General features: G+C 75.4%; 14 protein-coding genes. 7 read left to right on the top strand and 7 right to left on the bottom strand.

Annotation, left to right across the window (positions count from 1 at the left end; all coding sequences use genetic code 11):
* Window positions 1-14: 14 nt before the first annotated feature.
* Window positions 15-1310 carry an MFS transporter gene (locus BDZ31_RS01290; protein ID WP_343075498.1) on the top strand — a complete coding sequence of 432 codons (1296 nt, stop codon included), beginning with the start codon at window positions 15-17 and terminating at the stop codon, window positions 1308-1310.
* Window positions 1311-1335: 25 nt separating this feature from the next.
* On the opposite strand, the gene BDZ31_RS01285 is transcribed toward BDZ31_RS01290, so the two are convergent.
* The 3 genes from BDZ31_RS01285 to BDZ31_RS24650 form a co-directional block, all read right to left on the bottom strand.
* Window positions 1336-1998, bottom strand: coding sequence for an MBL fold metallo-hydrolase (locus BDZ31_RS01285; RefSeq protein WP_183338223.1), 663 nt, complete (start codon window positions 1996-1998; stop codon window positions 1336-1338).
* A 446-nt stretch (window positions 1999-2444) separates the two neighbouring features.
* Window positions 2445-3092: a response regulator gene (locus BDZ31_RS24655; protein WP_183338221.1), complete on the bottom strand. Its 648-nt coding sequence runs from the start codon at window positions 3090-3092 to the stop codon at window positions 2445-2447.
* Entirely contained in the window at window positions 3080-5272 is a 2193-nt protein-coding gene (locus BDZ31_RS24650; RefSeq protein ID WP_183338219.1) for a histidine kinase, read from the bottom strand. The genes BDZ31_RS24655 and BDZ31_RS24650 overlap by 13 nt, the downstream gene beginning before the upstream one ends.
* Before the next feature lie 180 nt (window positions 5273-5452).
* Between BDZ31_RS24650 and BDZ31_RS01270 the strand changes: the two genes are divergently transcribed.
* The gene (locus BDZ31_RS01270; RefSeq protein ID WP_183338217.1) at window positions 5453-5689 is read left to right on the top strand and encodes a hypothetical protein; all 237 of its coding nucleotides are present in this window, start codon (window positions 5453-5455) and stop codon (window positions 5687-5689) included.
* Between the two features lie 18 nt (window positions 5690-5707).
* On the opposite strand, the gene BDZ31_RS01265 is transcribed toward BDZ31_RS01270, so the two are convergent.
* Window positions 5708-6421: a YdeI/OmpD-associated family protein gene (locus tag BDZ31_RS01265; protein WP_183338215.1), complete on the bottom strand. Its 714-nt coding sequence runs from the start codon at window positions 6419-6421 to the stop codon at window positions 5708-5710.
* 138 nt (window positions 6422-6559) lie between these two features.
* Between BDZ31_RS01265 and BDZ31_RS01260 the strand changes: the two genes are divergently transcribed.
* Window positions 6560-7024, top strand: coding sequence for a hypothetical protein (locus tag BDZ31_RS01260; RefSeq protein WP_183338213.1), 465 nt, complete (start codon window positions 6560-6562; stop codon window positions 7022-7024).
* 83 nt (window positions 7025-7107) lie between these two features.
* Here BDZ31_RS01260 and BDZ31_RS01255 read toward each other — a convergent pair whose 3' ends face one another.
* On the bottom strand, window positions 7108-10416 hold the full coding sequence (locus BDZ31_RS01255) for an HtaA domain-containing protein (protein ID WP_183338211.1): 3309 nt from the start codon (window positions 10414-10416) through the stop codon (window positions 7108-7110).
* A 251-nt stretch (window positions 10417-10667) separates the two neighbouring features.
* On the opposite strand from BDZ31_RS01255, the gene BDZ31_RS01250 reads away from it, so the two are divergent.
* Window positions 10668-13016, top strand: a complete 2349-nt coding sequence (locus tag BDZ31_RS01250; RefSeq protein WP_183338209.1) for a helix-turn-helix domain-containing protein — start codon at window positions 10668-10670, stop codon at window positions 13014-13016.
* Window positions 13017-13147: 131 nt separating this feature from the next.
* Complete coding sequence (locus BDZ31_RS25740) at window positions 13148-14689, top strand: DUF11 domain-containing protein (RefSeq protein ID WP_183338208.1); 1542 nt, start codon at window positions 13148-13150, stop codon at window positions 14687-14689.
* Window positions 14690-14755: 66 nt separating this feature from the next.
* On the opposite strand, the gene BDZ31_RS01240 is transcribed toward BDZ31_RS25740, so the two are convergent.
* A complete protein-coding gene (locus tag BDZ31_RS01240) occupies window positions 14756-15895 on the bottom strand; it encodes a non-homologous end-joining DNA ligase LigD (protein ID WP_183338206.1) in 1140 nt (379 codons plus the stop codon).
* A gap of 117 nt (window positions 15896-16012) precedes the next feature.
* Here BDZ31_RS01240 and BDZ31_RS01235 point away from each other — a divergent pair, with 117 nt between their 5' ends.
* The gene (locus BDZ31_RS01235; RefSeq protein ID WP_221242776.1) at window positions 16013-16462 is read left to right on the top strand and encodes a GNAT family N-acetyltransferase; all 450 of its coding nucleotides are present in this window, start codon (window positions 16013-16015) and stop codon (window positions 16460-16462) included.
* A gap of 110 nt (window positions 16463-16572) precedes the next feature.
* Here BDZ31_RS01235 and BDZ31_RS25735 read toward each other — a convergent pair whose 3' ends face one another.
* The gene (locus BDZ31_RS25735) at window positions 16573-17583 is read right to left on the bottom strand and encodes a LuxR C-terminal-related transcriptional regulator (protein ID WP_221242775.1); all 1011 of its coding nucleotides are present in this window, start codon (window positions 17581-17583) and stop codon (window positions 16573-16575) included.
* A 59-nt stretch (window positions 17584-17642) separates the two neighbouring features.
* On the opposite strand from BDZ31_RS25735, the gene BDZ31_RS01225 reads away from it, so the two are divergent.
* Window positions 17643-19514, top strand: a complete 1872-nt coding sequence (locus BDZ31_RS01225) for an amidohydrolase family protein (RefSeq protein WP_183338202.1) — start codon at window positions 17643-17645, stop codon at window positions 19512-19514.
* The last annotated feature ends 1 nt before the right edge of the window (window position 19515 follow it).

The following is a 19515-nucleotide window of genomic DNA, read 5'->3' as shown; positions in this document are numbered from 1 at the left end:
GGATGGTGATGGTCGTGGGGCTCGCAGGGCTGGCGCGCAATCGGGTGGCTCGCGGTCGCGGTCACGGCCCGCTCGCGGACGCGACCTACCGGCGCCTGTTCGGCGCGCAGGTCGTCGCGCTCGTCGGCACCGGGCTGACGACCGTCGCGCTGACCCTGCTCGCGTACGACCTCGCCGGCGGCGGCGCGGGCGCGGTCGTCGGTATCGCGCTGGCGCTGAAGATGGTCGTCTACGTCTTCGGCTCGCCGCTGCTGGTCGCGCTCACCGCCGGACTGCCGCGCCGGCGCGTGCTCGTCGGACTCGACCTGCTGCGCGCCGCGGCCGTCGCGGCGATGCCGTTCGTGACCGAGGTGTGGCAGGTCTACGTGCTGATCGTGCTCGTCAACGCCGGCTCGGCCGGCTTCACGCCGACCTTCCAGGCGACGATCCCCGACGTCCTGCCCGACGAGCCGACCTACACCCGCGCGCTGTCGCTGTCGCGGCTCGCCTACGAGCTGGAGGCGCTGCTGAGCCCGGCGCTCGCGGCGGTGCTGCTGGCGTTCGTCAGCTACGACGGCCTCTTCGCCGCCAACGGCGCCGCCTTCCTCGTCTCGGCCGCGCTCGTGCTCTCGACGACGCTGCCGGCGCGCCGGCAGGCGCGCGACGACGGGACGCGGTCCCGGCGGGTGACCGCCGGCCTGCGGCGCTACCTCGCGACGCCGCGGCTGCGCGGCCTGCTCGCGCTCAACGTCGCCGCGGCGGCGGCGAGCGCGATGGTGATCGTCAACACCGTCGTCTACGTCCGCGATCAGCTCGGCCGCGACGCCGGCGACGTCGCGTGGGCGCTCGGCGCCTCGGGCGCCGGCGCGATGGTCGTCGCGCTCGCGCTGCCGCGGCTGCTCGACCGGATCGCCGACCGCCCGGCGATGCTCGCCGGCGGCGCCCTGCTCGTCGCCGGCCTGCTCGCGGCTGCGCTCGTCGACGGCTTCGGCGCGCTGATCGCGGTGTGGGCGGCGATCGGCGCCGGGCTCTCGCTCGTGCAGACGCCGGCCGGCCGGCTGATCAACCGCTCCGGCGACGAGACCGAGCGGCCGGGGCTGTTCGCGGCGCAGTTCTCGCTCTCGCACCTCGGCTGGCTGGCGACCTACCCGGTCGCCGGCGTCGTCGGATCGCTGATCGGCCTGCCGGCGACGGCGCTCCTGCTCGCTGGCGTCGCCGCCGCGGCGGTCGCCGTCGCCGCGGTCGTCTGGCCGGCCGGCGACGGCGACGCGGCCGCGCCGCGCTCGCGCCGCCGCCGTCGGTGGGCCGGGCGCGCGGCCGTCTCGCACTGACCGGCGCGCCGCCTGCCGCCCGCGCTCAGCTCCGCTCGCCCCGCCGCAGCCGCTCGACGATCGCGTCGATGCGGCGGCGGGAGTCGGCCGGGTCGGTGCGGGCGACCGGGGACTCGCCGACCGGCGCCGCCCACGGGACGAGCACGTCGAAGTCGAGCTCGCGCAGCAGCGCCAGGCTGTCGAGGTAGGCGTCGCGGTCGCTGGAGTCGAGCACCGCGACGCGCCACTCGCCGCCGGGGTGCAGGTAGAGCGAGTCGCCGGTGAAGAGGTAGCGGTGCTCGCCCTGGTCCCACAGGTACGCCGTCGCGCCGGGCGTGTGGCCGGGGATCGGGATCGCCTCGAAGTCGTCGTCGAGGCGGTGGCGGCGGGAGAAGGTGCCGCGCACGTGGGCGCCGGCCCGCTCGACCTCGGCGGCGTCGCGCTCGTGGACGAACAGCGGGGCGACCGCGTTGCGCGGGAGGAACATCGCCTCGTGGTCGTGGTTGACGTACTGGCGCTCGGCGCCGCCGGCGGCCGCGATCGCCTCCGCCTCGTCGGCGACGGTGTCGCTGACGTAGACGAGCAGGTTGCCGGCGGCGCGCCGCAGCAGGAAGGCGCGGACGGCGGTCCGCGGCGCGAACGAGAGCGGCTGCCCCGCGGTCGCGAGCAGGTCCGGCATCACGGTCTCGAGTTGGGTGGCGGTCGTCATCGCTGCTCCCTTCGTCGATCGTCGGAGAGCAGATCGTGCACCTTCAAGTGCGCTTTAAGTCAAGGGCGGGCGCGCAGCCGCCGCCCGGCATCGGCCTGAGAGGCGCGCGCCGACGGTGGCCCCGCGTCGGGGCCACCGCTCGTCGCGGTCGATTCAGGGCGGTCGGAGCAGGCGCGAGCTGACAGATCTCCCTTGCGTGTCGCAGCTCACACACGCGCCGCCGCGGAGGCCCCATCATGGTTCTCGCCTGATCGATGGAACGCCGACACGGCGGAGCAGCACAGAGACTTCCTCCACCGATCACAGCATCACCACACATAGACACATCTCTCTCCTCCCGGAATCGGCCCGCCTCGTGCGGGCCGTTTCCATTTCCGGGGCCGGACGCACGCTCCGGCGTCCGCGTCAGCTCCCACCGCCGCGCCGGTCGCGCGGAGTCGGCGCGCCTAGCGCGACAGGTAGCGGACGACCGCCAGCACGCGGCGGTGGTCGTCGGCGGCCGGCGCCAGCCCGAGCTGGTCGTAGACGTTGGAGACGTGCTTGACGACCGCCTTCTCCGTGATCACCAGCCGCTCGGCGATCGCCGCGTTGCTGCGCCCCTCCGCCATCAGCGCGAGCACCTCGCGCTGGCGGTCGGTGAGCGCGTCGAGCGGGTCGCCGTCGGGCCGCGCGCGGCCGAGCAGCGTCCCGACCAGCTCGGGGTCGAGCACCGTCCCGCCGGCGCAGACCCGGCGCACGTCGGCGCAGAAGAGGTCGAGCTCGCCGATCCGCTGCTTCAGCAGGTAGCCGACCCCGGCCGCCTGCTCGCCGAGCAGCTGCTCGGCGTAGCGGCGCTGGGCATGCTGGGAGAGCACGAGCAGGGCGGTCCGCGGCAGCTCGGCGCGAATCGCCAGCGCCGCGCGCAGGCCCTCGTCGGTGTGCGTCGGCGGCATGCGGATGTCGGTCACGACCAGCTCCGGGCGGTGCTCGCGGGCGGCGCGCACGAGCTGGTCGCCGTCGCTCGCGAGCGCCGCCACCTCGAAGCCCTCGCGCGACAGCACGAGCGCGAGCCCCTCGCGCAGCAGCGTCTCGTCCTCGCCGATCACGACCCGCACGGGACCTCCGCGACGATCCGCGTGCCGCCGCCGGGCGGGCTGTCGATCGCGAGCCGGCCGCCGACGACGTCGATCCGGTCGGCGAGGCCGCGCAGGCCGGTTCCGGAGGCGCGCGGCGCGCCGTCTCCGGGGCGGCCGCCGGCGTGCGTGCTGCCGCTTGCGTGCGGGCTGGCGCTCGCGTGCGGGCTGGCGCTTGCGTGCGGGCTGGCGCTTGCGTGCGGGAGCGCGCCGCGCGCCGCGCTCCCGGTCGCCGCGCTCCCGGTCGCCGCGCCTCCGCGCCCGTCGTCGCGCACCTCGACGCGGACGCCGCCGGCGGTCGGCTCGACGGTGACCCGCGCGCTGCGGGCGGCGGCGTGCTTGACGACGTTCGCGAGCGCCTCGGCGATCACGAACCAGCAGGCGCTCTCGACCGCCGGCGGATAGCGCTCGTCGCCGGCCGCGACCGTCGTCGGCAGCGGCATCCGGTCGGCCAGCTCCGCGGCCGCGGCGCCGAGGCCGCGCTCGGCGAGCGCCGCCGGCAGCACGCCGCGCACCAGCTCGCGCAGCGCGTGGAGCGTCGCGTCCAGCTCGCGGCGCAGCGCGTCGGCCTCGGCCATGGCCTCCTCGTCGCCGCGGGCGTCGGCGCCGCGCCGCAGCTCGCCGGCGCGCAGGCCGAGCACGACGAGCCGGCCCTGCACGCCGTCATGGAGGTCGCGCGCGATCCGCCGGCGCTCGTCGTCGGCCGCGGCGGCGATCCGCGCCCGCGACGCGCGCAGGCGCTCGCGGCTCGCGATCAGCTCGGCGGTGAGGCGGTCGCGGTCGAGCGCCAGCGCGATCACGGCGGCGGCCTCGCGCACCGGGGCGGCGTCGGCGATCAAGGTCGCGTCGTAGACGATCGCCCCGACCCTCCGGCCCTCGGCCTCGACGAGCACGACGCCCTGGCCGCTGCGCGGGTCGGGCAGCGCGGCCGGCCGGCCGCCGCCGTCGACCCATCGCTCCCGCTCGCCGGCCCACAGCGCCAGCTCGACGGAGGGATCGCCGAGCGCCTCGGCGAGCGCGTCGCGCAACGGCGCCGGGCGGCTGTCCGCCGCGCCGAGCCAGGCGCTCAGCTCGCGCACGCCGGCCGTCGGCGCGAAGCCGCCGCGCAGCGCCGCGGCGACGAAGGCGAGCGGCAGCAGCCCGAGCAGCGTCGCCTGCAGCGCGAACAGCGCGAGCGGGTCGTCGCCGAGCAGCGGCCCCTGCAGGCGGCTCAGCGTCGGCACGAGCGCGACGGCGGCGATCCCGTACAGCGCCAGCGGCGCCAGCACCCGCCGTTGCGCCGGGGTCGCGGCGCGCAGCCGCAGCGCCAGCAGCCCGGCGGTCGCGAGCAGCAGGCCGCCGCCGACGAGGTCCTGCACGTCGGCGCCGAGCCGCGCGAGGTCCGGCCGGTCGGCGACCTGCAGCGGCGCGCCGGCGCCGCCGGGCATGAACAGCCACGCCGGCGCGTGCAGCACGAGCGCGGCGACGTAGATCCCGGCGACGATCAGGCGGCTGGCGCGGCCGCGCAGGCGACCCGACGGGAAGGCGTGGAGCAGGTGGGCGCCGAGCGCCAGCGGCAGCAGCGCGACGAGCGAGCCGACGGCCGACAGCGCCGGCTGCGGCGCGTTGAGCAGGCCGGCGGCGAACCACGCGAGCGCGCCGGCGAACATGATCGCGCCCATCCGGTTGGAAGGTCGGCGCAGCGACGCCACCGCGCCGGCCACGAACCACGTCAGCGCGGCGGCCGGGAAGAGCGCGAGAGCCCACGGGGCCGCGGGCTGGTCGAACAGCAGCGCGGTCTCCGCGGCGGCGAGCAGCAGCGCCGCCCCGGCGAGCGCCGCGAGCGCCGGCAGCTGCGGGCGGTCGGCGAGGCGCGGGCGCCGGTGCGGCGACGCCGCGGCCGGCGCGCCGCTGGCGGGCCCGCCGCTGGTGGGCGTGGTGGCGGGGCCGCGCAGCGCAGCGGCGGGGCCGCGCGGGGTGGTGGTGGGGCCGCGCAGCGCAGCGGCGGGGCCGCGCGGGGTGGCGGCGGGGCCGCGCGGGGTGGCGGCGGGCGCGGGCTGGGCGGTGGCGCGGTCGGAGCCGCCGGCGGGCTCCGTGCGGGCCGGCCCCGCGTCCCCCTCCGGGCGGGAGTCCGGCGCGGTGCGCGCTCGGTCGGTCGTTCGTACGCTCGGAAGGAAGTGCATCGCGATGTCGAGCCGGCTGCCCAGCGGCGCTCCGGCGCCGTGAGCCTATCCGTCGTGGGAGGCGGATCGGCAGCGGCGCGCCATCGCTCGACCCACGTGCGGCGCACGCGGACGCGCATCGGAGCGGAGCCGGGGCCGACCGGCGGGTCGAGGCCCCGTCCAGAGGTAGCGTGTCGCGCGATGGCGGATCAGGTCCCGGCGGTCGGCAACATCCTCACGCTCATCGAGCGCGGCGACTGGGAGCGGCTGACGCGCGCCCTCGACCCGGAGGTCCACTGGACGACCGCGGCCGAGGACGAGCTGCACGGCCCCGCGGCCGTCGTCGAGCGCCTGCGGCGCGACCCGCCGCCGGCGCCGCCGGCCTACCACGAGCTGCGCGACGGCCGGCTGCTGCGCTGGATCGAGACGCCGGGCTGATCGGCGGCAGGCCGGCGCTCACCCGGTCGCGTCGTTGTCCTGCCGCGCTCTGTCGCCGCGCCGCGTTCTGCCGCCATGCCGCGCTCTGGCGCCCTGCCGCGTTCTGCCGCTGCGCCGCGTTCTGCCGCCCTGCCGCGCTCTGTCGCGCCGCTGCGCGTCATCACTCGGTCGCGCTCTGCCGCCGGCCGCGCGCAGGAGCGCGACCGCTCGCTCGACCTGCGCCGCCCGCGCCGCGGCGGTGCGCGCCTTCAGGATCGGCAGCAGCGCGAGGTACCGCTCGGTCTTGCCGAGCGACTCGAAGCCGGCGCGGGCCGCTTCGTCGCGCGCGAAGGCGGCGGCGAGCTCGGGCGGGACGGTCGCGTCGCGTTGCGAGACGTAGGCAGCCGCCCAGCGGCCGTCGGCTCTCGCCGCCTCGATCTGCGCGAGCCCCGGCGGCCGCATCCGCCCCGCGGCGATCAGCCGCTCGGCTCGCTCGACGTTGACCTGCGACCAGGCGGAGCGCGGGCGCCGGGGCGAGTAGCGCTGCAGGAAGCGGGTCGCGTCGAGCGCTCTGCGCTGCCCGTCGATCCAGCCGTGGCAGATGGCGCCGTCGATGCCCTCCTCGGCGGTCACCGAGCGCAGCCCCGAGCCCTTCTTCGCGATCCGGATCCAGACCTCGTCGCGATCTCCGTGATGGCGCGCCAGCCACGCCTCCCACTCGCCGACGTCGGCGCAGTCGATGATCTCGGTCATCCGCCCACGGTATGCCCCGAAGAGGTCTGATCCGGTCCTCTATTCGCGGCCCGCGATGGCGGTGCGCCTCGCGCGGCGATGATTTCCGACGGGCGCGGTCGTCTGTGGTGGTGACGACCATCGCGACAGGAGGCGGCAGTGACCGACGACACGCAGCGCGACGAGCGACTCGCCCGACTCGAGCCGTTCGTGGGGGAATGGCGGATCGACGTGCCGGCCTTCCCGATCGCGCCCGAGCTGGCCGACCGCGCCCGCACGCGCTTCGAGTGGATCCTCGACGGCGCCTTCCTGCTCCAGACCTCCACCGTCCCCGTCCCCGAGGCGCCCGACGGGCACATCCTCGTCTCCCTCGCCGACGGCGACGGCTACGTCCAGCACTACTTCGACTCGCGCGGCGTCGCGCGCGTCTACGCGATGACCTTCGACGGACGCGAATGGACGCTCGCGCGCGACGCGCCGGACTTCACCCCGCTGCCCTTCCACCAGCGCTGGAGCGGGACGTTCAGCGACGACGGCCGCACGATCGCCGGCCGCTGGGAGACCTCGCCCGACGGGCGCGACTGGGAGCTCGACTTCGAGCTCTTCTACCGACGGGTGGAGTGAGCGGGGCGCATTGGCCTTCCGCACATGCTCAGCACGTGCGGAAAGCCAACGTGCGCTCCCTGGCAGCGGCGCCCCGGCCCGCCTCAGCGGCGCTTCGCCGCTCTGCTCGCGCTCGGCGCGCCCCTCAGCGTCACCTTCACGACCTTCGTCGTCGCGCGCGCCCCGGCGGCGGTCGCCGTCACGCGCAGCCGCACGATCGCGCGGCGGCCGGTCAGCCGGGCGGCCGCCTTGCGCGTCAGCCGCACGCGCACACGCGCGCTGCGCCCGGCGCGGAGGCTGCGCGGTGCGAGCACCGCCGCGACGTGGCGTCTGCCGGCGATCCGCAGCGCGACCCGCTTCGGAGCCTTGACGGCGCAGGCGCCGCCGCGGGCCGGGCAGCGCACGCGCGCGGCCAGCGCGACCCGCTGACCGCGCTTCAGCGCCGCGCGCGCTCTCCCGGCGACGATCGTCGCCCGCGCGGCCGGCGCTCTCGGCTGCGGCTGTGGCTCGGGCTGGGGCTGCGGTCCGGGTTGCGGCTGCGGGTCGGGCTCCGGCGTGCCGTAGTCGGCCGACAGCGAGATCGGGTCGAACGGCTCGCCGGCCGGGTAGTTGCCGAAGACGGCGGAGCCCTCGGCGGTCAGCGTCGTCTCCAGCCCGCTCCAGTCGAGGCCGCCGGCGCGCGCGATCGGATCGCCAGGCAGCGAGACCGTCACCAGCGGCACCTGGGTGCGGGCGACCGGGATCGGCGCGTCCATCGTCGCGCCGGCGACGTCGGCGTAGAGCGTCCCGCGCCCGCCGGCTGCGACGAGGCGCAGGTTCGAGAAGGTCGTGTCGAGCTGCGGCGTCGTGCTGCCCGGCACGTGGTAGTCGTGGCCCCAGAAGCGCACCGTGCCGCGCAGCCGCAGCTCGAGCGCGCCGGTCGCGGGGTCGTAGCCGCCGCCGCGGATCCCGAAGCGGACGATCTCCGAGCCGGCGTCGCGGCCGTCGCAGAGCGGCCCGTTCGCGCGCGTGCCGGGGAGCTGCGACGCCCCGTCGGAGGGGACGATCGCGCCGCGCGAGACGCCGCCGACGACGTAGCAGCGCCAGCGGTTGGCGAAGCCCCAGTCGAGGTGGCCGCCGCCGAAGGTCTGCGGCGTCGTCACCGGCGCGGTGACGGTCAGCGTGACGGCGCGCGTGTGGACGGTGCTCCACGCCTCCGACCCGGGGGTGATGCGGTTGCGCAGGCGGGCGCGGAACTGCGTCCCGCTCATCGCGGCGGTCGCGTTCGGGATCCGCAGGAACCCGCCGTCGACCTCGAAGTCGCCCGACTCCGCGTCGACGTCGGCCCAGAAGGCGCCGGTCTTCATCTGCCACTGGATCTGGGGCGCCGGGTTGCCGACCGGCATCACCTTGATCTCGGCCGTCTGGCCGGCGGTGACGGCGACGTCGGAGGGCTGCACGGCGATCGCGGCGGCGGTGTTGACGGTCAGCGTCGCCGCGCGGGTGCCGACCTCGCCGTTGGCGTTGGTGAAGACCGCGCGCACCTGGCGGCCGTTGTCGTCGGCGACGGCGTCGAGCGTCACGCTCTGGCCGGTCGCGCCGGGGATGTCGGCGAAGCGGCCGCTGTCGCCGGCGCGCGTCTGCCAGCGGATCGCCGGGGTCGCGTCGGCGCCTCTCCACGCGCGCGCGCCGCCGGCTGCCGTGAAGGTCGCCTGCCCTGCCTCGACGCCGGCCGCGAGCGAGACGACGGCGTCCTGCGGCTGGGTCGTCACGCGCGGCGCGTAGCCGGCGCGCTCGTACTTCGTCTGCGTGCCGCTGGCGTTGACGTACAGCGAGCCGTCGGGGCCGGCCGCGATCCCGATCGGGCTGATCACGCCGGCGCCGAGCTGCTCATCGAGTCTGAGCGTGCCGGCGATGCGGCCATCCTCGACGAAGCCGAGCGTGCTGAGCGAGAAGTCGGCGACGATCGAGGTGCCGAGGCTCGTCGTGTCGGCGGCGGCGGTGAGCGTCTGGCCGAAGCCGTGCTCGAGCGGCGGGCCGGGCGGCTGCAGGTTGCCCCAGCGGTCGCGGCGGACCTGGAAGACCTGGCCGCGGAAGTTGCTCAGGTCGAAGCCGCCGCCGGGCGCGGCCGTCACCGCGCTCGGCTGGTTGAACAGCTCCTGCTGCGCGCCGGGGTCGCTGTAGTCGCCGGGCAGGACGCTGACCGTCGCGGTCGAGCCCGACAGCCTGACCAGGACCGGTCGGTTGCTGGCCGAGGTGACGACGAGCTCGCCGAAGGCGTCGGCGGCGACCATCGAGCGCGCGTCGGTGTTCAACGGCGCGCCGGTGACCGTGTACGTCGTCTGCGTCCAGGTGCCGCCGACCTTCCGCCAGCTGACGAGCTCGCCGCTGCGGACGGCGATCAGGCGCGAGCGGGCCGTGTCGAAGTGGATCGCGTCGGCCCAGAGGTCCCCGGGCAGTCTCTCCTGGCTGTAGCTCTGCGTCGAGCTGTCCCAGGTGAACGCGTAGATGGTGCTGCCGTCCGCGTCGAAGACGGTCCCGGTCCACGGGGCCGAGGTCGACGCCGGGTGGTTCTCGAACATGCTCGACGGGTTGGCGCCGAGCGGCGTGCCGACCGGCTCGAGCGTGTCGGGGTCGAGCGCGACCAGGCCGGCGGAGCCGCCGACCGGCGTGTGGACGAGCTCGTCGCCCGGGTCGTAGTGGAAGGCGTAGGCGTTGCGGGCCGGGTCGGCCGTGACGCGCGCGGCCGCGCTCCAGGCGATCGCGTCCTCGACGGCGAAGTCGTCGCCGGTCGCTCTCGGGAGGCCGCCGGGACCGGTGTAGGTCGTCGAGACCGGGTCCATTCTGGTGCCGGTCGGATAGTTCCTGCTGAAGGCTCTGCTGCCGTCGCCGGTCAGCGTGGTGGTGAGGCCGCTCCACGTCGTCTTGCCGTCGGCGACGGTCAGCGCGTCGCCGTCGACGGCGACGTTGACGATCGCGATCTCGCCGTAGTCGACCAGCTCGCCGGTCGACTCGCTCTTGCTGACGGTCTTGGCGACGATCCGTCCGTCGTCGCCGTCGACGAAGAGGCGCGGATCGCTCAGCGTCAGGTCGAGCGCGCCGTCGTGGGCGGTCCAGCGGACGCTGCCGCCGAACCGCAGCTCGGCTCTGTGCGTGTCGGGGTCGTACGTGCCCGATCTGAACGGCCAGCGGTAGCCGTCGACGCCGCCGAGGTGCTCGACGCCATCCGACCACGTGCCGATCCCGGCGTAGTTGCGCCACGACAGCTTGAGGCCCCACAGCAGGCCGTCGCCTTCGGTGATCTGGACCGGCTCGGCCGCTGCCGAGCGGGAGGGCGCGGCGGCCGCCCAGGCGAGGGCGACGGCGAGCGCGAGGAGGAGGGCGATCGGCGCATGCCACGTCGATCGCCGGGCCAAGGACCTGCGGTAGGACATCCGAACCTCATCTATAAGGGTGCCCTTATTAGGGTAGCCTAATGACTGTGCCGCAGCGCGCTGGCGGACCGGTCGGGCAGCGCGTCGGCAGTGCGCGGTCCCAGCGGTCCGGCCCGAGCACGGTCGGCGACGCTGAGATTCATGGCGACGCATGATCGGCACCCCCCTCCCACCGCGCACAATGGGGGCGGAGTGCAACCGTCGCCAGACAGTCAGAGAGTCCTGGGGATCGCCCGCGGAAGCGCTGTCCGATGACCAACGCGACTTCCCCCGGCGGCGAGATCGAGTCCCTGCCGACCGTCGACCGCCCGGTCGCGCTCGCGGCTGACGTCGTCGCCACGTTGACCCGGATCGATCTGCCGTCGCTCGCCGCCGCACAGGTCGATCGAGCCGCGCGAGCGGTACCGGCCGTCGCTGCCCTGCCCGAGGACGTCTTGCAGGGACCGTTCGCCGACGCGCTCGGTCGCGCCTCCGAGCACGTGCTGCTCGCCTTCCTGGAGAACCGGGCTCACAGCGAGGAGGAGCTGCGGGAGATCGCCAACCGCTTCGCCGAGGTGATGGTGGTGTGGGGTCTGACGATCGACGACATCATCACGACCTTCGCCCAGGCCGCCACGGTTCTCTGGTGCGCCATCGCCCGCCACGCCGCCCCGTGTCAGCTCCGCGCGCTCTTGCGCAGCGGCGGTCGCGCGCTCGACTCCGCCGCGCTGGTCGAGCGGATCGCGCGCCGAGCCGCGCCCCACGCGGACGACACCCGGATCACGGCTGAGCGTACGGCCAGGGCCGCCATCGCGGAGGCGATCGATGCCGCGCCGCGCGCCCCCGGCCCGACGGACGCACGGATCTTCGTCGCGGTCCGCCCCGGAGCCGACCTGCGGGGGCACGCCGCCCTCGCGAGGGAGCTCCGCGAGATGGGATTCGCCGCGATGACGGGCAGCGACCATGTCGTCGGGTCTCTTCCCGCGGGGGCAGCCGCGCCCCGGGTCGATGGCGCGGCCATCGTCGCCGAAGCGCTGCCCCGTCCGGGATCGTCGAACGACCGCACACGCCGGCTCCGCGAGATCGTGGTCATCGCGGCCCGACACGGCCGCCGTGGACCGCTCACCGACCTCGACCTGGTGCCCGAACGGCTCCTCGCCTCCGCCCCCGCGGTCGCGTTCCGCCTCCGCGCCACGGCCGCGGCGATCGCCTCCGCGCCCTTCGGCGCGCAGCTGCTCGCAACCGCCACGACCTTCGTCGCCGCCGACGGAGCCGTGGGCGCGACGGCCCGAGCGCTCTCCCTCCATCGCGAGTCGGTCCGCCACCGCATCGGCCGCATCCAGCGGCTGACCGGTCTCGACCTGGGAAGCTGGCACGGACGGTGCGTGCTGGCCCTGGCGTTGCGGGCCGCGTCGGACCACGACGACCCGAACCGCCCCGCATCGAGCGCCGCGACGGGGGGCGGGATGCCGTCGGCGACCGAGGTCACGTCGGTGCTTCGCGCGATCCTCGACCGCGTCGACCGGGTCTGGCTCACGCGCCGACTCGTCGAGCACCGTCGCGCGGCGCATCCGGAGCTCGCGATGATCCTCGCGGACGCCGACGCCGAGATCTCCAGCGCTGAAGCGGACGCCGAAGCGGTCGTCTCGCTGCTCTGCGGCAGCGAGCCGGCTCGCGACCGGACCCTCGTCGGCCCGACTCGACGCACGCTGGAGTACCTCCGACTGGGCATGACGCCCGACGACGTCGCCGCGGTCGGGCGCACGACGCCGCAGATCGTGTGGGGCGCGATCCTCGACGCCGCGATCGACGAAGAGCTCCGCCATCTTCCGGCCGCGATCCCCCGGCTGATCGCCTACATCGAAGCGACGCAGGCGGCCCTCACCGACGCGATGCAGCCGGACCGCTCGAATGCCGAGGCGGCGTTGCTGAACGTGCTCCTCGATCCTGCGGGCTCCGATCAGGCGGTGATCGCGGCCTCCACGGCAGCCGGCATCCCGATCGCGACGCGTTGCCGCTGTCTCGTGATCCTCCTCGACTCGACGGATGTCGTCCCGGCCGGGCGAATCGCGATGGACCTCCGCCGCGCCGGGTGGATCACGAACGTCCGCGGCGAGCGCATATACGGCATCGCGCCGCTCGAGGTCGCCGAGCCACGACTCGACGAACGCCTCCCGGAGCGCGCCGTCGCCGTGCTCGGCGACGCGACGCCGCTGCGCGAGGTCGGCCGCGAGCTGCGCCACCTCGAGCGGCTGGTCGACGTGGCGAGCGCCGACGGACGTACCGGTCCCGTCGACATCATGAGCCTGACGCTCGAATCGCTGCTGATCGGCCGCCCCGACATCGCCCACGCGCTTCGCGAGGCGATCGTCGCGCCGCTCGAGCGGCGCGACGGCGCACTCGTCGCCACGCTGCGCCAGTACGTCGCCCACGGCCTCCAGCGCGGCCCCAGCGCAGCGGCCCTGCATCTGCACCCGAACTCGCTGGACCATCGGCTGAGCGTCGTCAAGCACGAGATCGGGCGGACGTTCACCACGATCGACGATGTCCTCGCCGTCCTGCTCGGGGTCGCCGCCGAGCGTCTGAACGCATCCTCATCCCGCCCGGGACGTCCGCCTTGATCGGGCGCGCCGGTTCCCAAGCGGCGAAGGTCCACGTCCCCCAGAACGAAGAAGAAGGACATCAGGTGAAGCACAACGCAACCAGCCGCCCGGCTAGGCGATCCCGCCGTTGGCTCGGCCGGGCTGCCGCGGTGACAGCCACCGCGCTGATCGGCCTCGGCGCCGCCACCGGATCAGCGAGCGCGGCCACGACGGTCCCCGCCTGTGAGGGCACGACCGACTCGGTGGTCTCGCCGAGCATGCTGGTCCTCACCGGCGTCCGCGAGACCGCGCTCGACGACGGCGCGTCGGTTCCGCTGTACCTCGCCGACGGGACGATCGACGCGGCCCACAGCACCCGCGTGCCGGGGTGCGTCGCCCGAAAGGACGGCAGCCAGGTCACGTCGCAGTGGGCCTACTGCACCGACCACGACGTGTCCTCGTGCATGGCCACCTACCTGGACCCGCCGACGACGGTGACCGGCAACCCGAAGTTCGACCCGAGCAACGACCCCCTGGGTCCGGACAAGGAGACCGTGATCGGGTACCTGGCGCAGCATGGGTACCCGGTTCGCGATGGGGTCGCGTTTGCGAACGGCACGTACCCCCTTGGGTTTCCCGGCGTCACAGCGGCGAACAACGACAGCACCGACCAGCGCACTGCTCTCCAGGAGATCATCTGGTGCGTCAGCGACTCCGGTCCCGGGAACAAGGTCCAGACGTGGGCTGGCTGTAGCGCGAACTTCACCGCCGCGGACTTCGACACGGTCCTCGAGCTTGCGACCAGCTCCCCGATGTTGCAGGTCACGGCGCCGACCGGCCCGCTCACGATCGGTGACGTTGCGCGGTTCACCATCGAGACCAACGTGACCGGCAAGCCGGTCGCGCTGACGCTCACGGGCGGCGACGACTGGCAGGTCTGCGCCGGCGACGCCACGCTTGCGGGCGACGCGTTGACCGTGGCGGGCACCGGCATCTGGGGGCAGACGGCGACGGTCGACCTCTGCGCGACGACCGTCGCGGAAGGCGCCGTCTCGATCAAGGCGGTGGTGTTCCCGGATTCGCGCGACGACCTCGTCTGGCTCTGGAACGGCGACACGAATTGCCAGGTCTTCGTGACGCTCCAGCAGGGGAAGGACCAACCGGGGGTGCTCGCCGCCGGTCAGGTGGGCGTCGAGGCCGCGACCGTGCCGACGACGCCCGAGAGGCCGACGACGCCTGAGACGCCGACGACGCCCGAGACGCCGAGAATGCCCGAGCAGCCGAGAGCGCCCGAGCAGCCGAGAGGGCCCGCCAGGGCCGCGAAGGGGCGGCTCGCGCTGACGAAGGCGAGCAGAGGCAGCCGCTTCCGTGCCGGTGATCGGATCGCGTACATGCTGCGGGTCGTGAACCGCTCGAGACGCGCCGTTCGTGACGTCCGCGTCTGCGACGCGCTGCCCGACGGCGTCGCGGTCGTCTCGGCCACGCGGCGGGCGCGGATGGTCGATGGCCGGCACTGCTGGACCTTCCGCTCGCTGCGCGCCGGCGAGCGCCGGCAGCTGCGGATCGTCGTGAGAGTGCTGGCCGGCGCGCCGAGTCGGATCGTCAACCGGGCGCGGGCGACGAGCCCGGACACCCGTCCGGCGACCGCCCGGCACGCCGACCGCGTCATCCGCAGCAGCGGCGACGTGAGAGCCGGCGGCGTCACCGGCTGAGCACGGTTCCGCGGGGCCGCGGCCAGGTCCGGTCTGCGACACGGCTCCAGCGCCCCGCCGGAGCCGTCAGCGCTCGTCGAACTCGTGCTCGTGGCCCTGGCCGCTGCGCGGCTTGGCGCCGAAGCCCTGCTGGAGGCCGCCTCTGACGCCCGGCGGCGGGCCGCCCGGCTGCGGGTCGCCGATGCGGCCCCGCTGCGTCGGGCGGTCCCTGTCGCGACTCGGCTGGACGCGCTTGGGCTCGTTTCTCTGCTTCGGGAAATGGGGCGGCCACGGCGCGTCGCCGAGCCCCTCCTCCTCGTCGCGGCGGGCGAGCTCGTGGAGGCTGTCGAGCGAGCCGGGCTCGTCGTCGATCGTCGCCGAGGGGTCGCCGACGGTGCGCAGCCGCTCGGGGACGGTATCGAGCCGCAGGTCGCCGGCCTCGACGTCGGGCACCTCGTCCCAATCGAGCGCGCACGAGACGCGCGCGTCGACGGTCGGGCGGACCGAGTAGCAGGAGGCGACGGTGCGGTCGCGGGCGTTCTGGTTGTAGTCGACGAAGACGCCGTGGCGCTCTTCCTTCCACCACTTGCTCGTCGCCAGCTCGGGCGCCCGCCGCTCGACCTCGCGCGCCAGCGCCAGCGCGGCGCGCCGCACCTCGAGGAAGTCCCAGCGCGGCTCGATCCGGACGTTGACGTGGATCCCCTTCGAGCCGGAGGTCTTCGGGTAGCCGCGCAGCCCGTGGTCGGCGAGCACGTCGCGCACGACCAGCGCCGTCCGTCGCACCTCATCCCAGCCGACCCCGGGAGTCGGGTCGAGGTCGACGCGCAGCTCGTCGGGGTGGTCGAGGTCGTCGCGGCGCGCCGGCCACGGGTTGAAGTCGATCACGCCGAGGTTGACCGCCCACGCGAGATGGGCGGCGTCGGCGGCGACCAGCTCCTCGGCGGTGCGGCCGGAGGGGAAGGCGACGGTCGCGGTCTCCAGCCAGTCGGGCACTCTCGCCGGGACCCGCTTCTGCCAGATCGGGTCCTCCATGATCCCGTTCACGAACCGCTTCATCACGGTCGGGCGCTCGCGCAGGTGGATCAGCGCGGCGTCGGCGACCTCGACGTAGTACTGGGCCAGGTCGAGCTTCGTCCACCCGGGCTTCGGGAAGTAGACCTTCGCCGGGTTGGAGAGGCGCACCTCGCGCCCCGCCACCTCGAGCATCGTGTACTCGCTCTTGGCCACGCCAGCCGCATGCTAGCGACCGGCCCGGTGGCACTCGCGCGACCGCGTTACGCTGGGCCGGTGTCCGAGCGGGGAACAGGCGAGCAGCGGTCGGAGGCAGCCGCCAAGGTGCCCGCCGTGCGCCGGGCTCGGGACGCCGACGCGGCGACGATCGGGCGGCTGCTGCACGACTTCAACCGCGAGTACGACTGGCCGACGCCGGCGCCCGACGCGCTCGCCGCGCGGATCGGCGAGCTGCTCGCCGGCCCGGACTTCGCCGTGCTGCTGGTCGGCGAGCCGGCGGTCGGGCTGGCGGTCCTGCGCTTCCGCCCGTCGATCTGGTCGACCGCGCGCGAGTGCTACCTCGCCGAGCTGTACGTGGTGCCCGAGCGGCGCGGCGAGGGGCTCGGGCGGGCGCTGATGACGGCGACGCTCGAGCTGGCGCGGGCGGAGGGCGCCGACACGATCGACCTCGGCACCTCCGAGGACGACGTCGCCGCGCGCCGCCTCTACGAGCGCTTCGGCTTCACCAACCGCGAGGACGGCCCCGACGGTCCGGTGATGTTCGTCTACGAGCGCGACCTGTAGGCAGCCGGCCGGCGCGCGCGCCGGCGCCGCCTCGTCGCGCGCCCGCGCTCCCGCCCGCCCCAGCGCCCGCCCGCCGGCGCTCCCGCCCGCCAGCGCCGGCCCGCCCGCGCTCAGGCGGCCTCGACGAGCGTGAGCCCGTCGCGCACCGCCCGCGCGGCGGCCGCCCCGCGCGTCGCGACGCCGAGTCTGTCGAGGATGTGGGCGAGGTGGGTCGCGACGGTGTGGCGGCTGACGACGAGGCGCTCGGCGATCTCCGGGTTGGTCGCGCCGTCGACCAGCAGCGTGACGACCTCCAGCTCGCGCCGGCTGAGCGGCACCGAAGCCGGCTCGGCGCCGACCAGCAGCGCGCGGCCGGCGCTCGGGTCGGCCGGGCGGACGACCAGCACGCGCGTCAGTGCCCCGTCGGGCTCGGCGACGAGGAAGGCGGCGGTGCCGGGCCCAGCCGGCGCGCGGCGCAGCGCGGCCGCGAGCGCCGCGCCGCCGGGCGCGAGCAGCGGCGAGCTGGCGCGGTGCGGAAGCGCGACGGCCGTCCCGTCGGGCCGCAGCACGACGGCCGGCATCCCGGCCGGCAGCAGCCCCGCCGCCTCCTGCAGCGAGCCGGTCGCGTCGGTGATCTCCGCGAGCGCGGGGACGGCCAGCGCGACGACGGCGAGCAGGCCGTCGTCGAACGGCTCGTCGCGCTCGACGTTGAGGTTGACGACGCCGGTGTAGCGGCCGTCGGCGGTGAAGAGGCAGGCGGTCATCCCCTCGCCGAAGCGGGCCAGCTCCAGCACGCGGTGCAGCGGCGGCCGCCGGCGCCGCACGTCGGTGAGCCGCAGCGGCCAGCGGTTGCGGCGCGCGAGCTGGTAGCCGTCGTCGGCGAGCAGGTCGCCGCCGCCGCGCTCGGGGAAGTCGGCCGGCGCGTAGCCCCAGCCGCGCACGAGCGCGTGGTCGCGGGCGACCGGGTCCCAGGCGTAGAGCGAGAGGGCGTCGCAGGCGGTCAGCTCCGCGACGGCGTCGAGCGCGCGCGCCGCCCGGCGCGCCGGCGCGTCGCGCCGTGCCGCCTGCTGCGCGATGTGCGCCAGCGCGCGCAGCCGCGCCGCCGGCACGAGATCGAGATCGCTCATCTGAGTGATTGCCACCGCACAGCTCCTCCGCCAGGGTCCCGTGAGCATTATCCAGCCGGCCGCAAGGAGCGGGAGTGAATTCAGCGTTCGACCGACGTCAGTTCATCAAGGGCGCCGCCGCCTTCGGGGCGGCCGGCCTGCTGGGAGCCGACGAGGCGCTCGCGGCGAGAAGAGCGCGCCGGCGCAGACCGGCCCGCACCGCCGACCTGCTGATCGTCAACGGCAGCGTGCTCTGCCTCGACCGCCGCTTCACCGTGACCGAGGCGGTCGCGCTGCGCGGCGGGAGCGTGCTGGCGACCGGCCGCACGCGCGACCTGCGGCGGCTGGCGACGCGCAGGACGCAGGTGATCGACGCCCGCGGCGGCACGGTGATGCCCGGGATCAACGACTCCCACCTGCACTTCAGCGGCTTCGGCCTGTCGCTGCCGCCGGCCAACCTGCCGGTCGACACGGCGACGATCGACGAGCTCGCCGCCGCCGTGCGCGACGCCGCCTCCGCGGCCGGGCCGGGCGAGTCGTGGATCCGCGGCGGCGGCTGGAACGAGAACCGCATCGGCCGCGCGCCGACCCGCCACGACCTCGACGCGGTCTCGGGCGAGCACCCGGTGATCCTGACCTCGTTCGACTACCACGCGGTCGCGGTCAACTCGAAGGCGCTGCGGCTCGCAGGCGTGACGCGCGACACCGTCCCGCCGCCCGGCGGCGTGATCGAGAAGGACGCCGACGGCGAGCCGACCGGGGTGCTGCGCGAGGGCGCCGCCGGGCTCGTGCGGCGGATCGTGCCGGCGTTCACGCCGAAGGAGGTCTCCGACAGCCTCGTGAGCGGGCTCGGCTACCTGCACTCGATCGGCATCACGAGCCTGACCGATCCCGGCATCGACGTCGGGACGCTGGCGCTGATGCGGCGGCTGGTGCGCGAGGGCAGACTGCCGGTGCGGCTCAACGTGCTGCTCAGCGCCGGCGCCTCGCTCGACTCGGCGCGGGCGGCGCTCGCCGCCTACAGACCGCTGCGCGGCGTCGACGCGAGAAGGCTGCGGGTCGCCGGCATGAAGGTCTTCGCCGACGGGATCCCGACCGCGGCGCAGACGGCGTGGCTGAAGCAGCCCTACCTCGACGGCCGCAACGGGTCGCTGACGGTCGCCGGCGCGACGCCGGCCGAGCAGCTCGCGACGCTGGAGTCGATCATCCGCCTCGCCCACCGCTCCGGGATGCAGATCGGCACGCACGCGACCGGCGACGCCGCGATCGAGGCGGTCGTGCGGGCGTACGTGCGGGCGATGCGCGCCCACCGCCGGCGCGACCCGCGCCACTACGTCATCCACGCCGACCTGACGCCGAGAGCGACGCTGCGGACGATGGCCAAGCACGGCATCGGCGCGAACATGAACGCCTCGATCAAGTACCTGCTCGGGCGCACGCTCGACGGCGTGATCGGCCCGGAGCGGACCGACTGGCAGTGGCCGTACCGCTCGGCGCTCGACGCCGGCGTGTGCGTCTCCACCGCCTCCGACGCGCCGGTCACCCCGCCCGACTGGCGCCAGGGCGTCGCGAGCGCGGTCCTGCGCCGCGGCCAGTTCGGCGGCGTCGCCGGCACCGCCGAGCGGATCACCCTGCGCGAGGCGATCCGCACCTGCACGAGCACGCCGGCGTGGCAGGACCGCGCCGAGACGTGGAAGGGGACGCTCCAGCCCGGCCGCGCCGCCGACGTGATCGTGCTCGACGGCGACCTGCTGAAGTCGGGCGCCGCGAAGGCGACCGACCTCGACGTGACGACGACGATCGTCGCCGGCGAGGTCGTCCACGAGCGGCGCGGCAGCCGCCGCGCCGCCGCCGCGCAGGCCGGCCTCGCCCGCACCGCCGGCTCGGCCGCCCACGGCCGCGCCTGCCTGGAGGCCGGCGGCTGCTGCTGCACGCTGACGAGAGAGATCCTCGCCGGGAACGTGTGAG

This window comes from Conexibacter arvalis, assembly GCF_014199525.1.
Classification (GTDB): Bacteria; Actinomycetota; Thermoleophilia; order Solirubrobacterales; family Solirubrobacteraceae; genus Conexibacter; species Conexibacter arvalis.
The sequence above is the reverse complement of the archived record's forward strand: the minus strand, read 5'-3'. Positions and strand labels throughout refer to the sequence as shown.

Bases quoted from the DNA above. Each gene is read 5' to 3' on its own strand.
- BDZ31_RS01270 (WP_183338217.1), top strand. From the start codon at position 5,453: ATGGCGGATCAGGTCCCGGCGGTCGGCAACATCCTCACGCTCATCGAG.
- BDZ31_RS01250 (WP_183338209.1), top strand. From the start codon at position 10,668: ATGACCAACGCGACTTCCCCCGGCGGCGAGATCGAGTCCCTGCCGACC.
- BDZ31_RS24650 (WP_183338219.1), bottom strand. From the start codon at position 5,272: ATGCACTTCCTTCCGAGCGTACGAACGACCGACCGAGCGCGCACCGCG.
- BDZ31_RS01285 (WP_183338223.1), bottom strand. From the start codon at position 1,998: ATGACGACCGCCACCCAACTCGAGACCGTGATGCCGGACCTGCTCGCG.
- BDZ31_RS01255 (WP_183338211.1), bottom strand. From the start codon at position 10,416: ATGTCCTACCGCAGGTCCTTGGCCCGGCGATCGACGTGGCATGCGCCG.
- BDZ31_RS01265 (WP_183338215.1), bottom strand. From the start codon at position 6,421: ATGACCGAGATCATCGACTGCGCCGACGTCGGCGAGTGGGAGGCGTGG.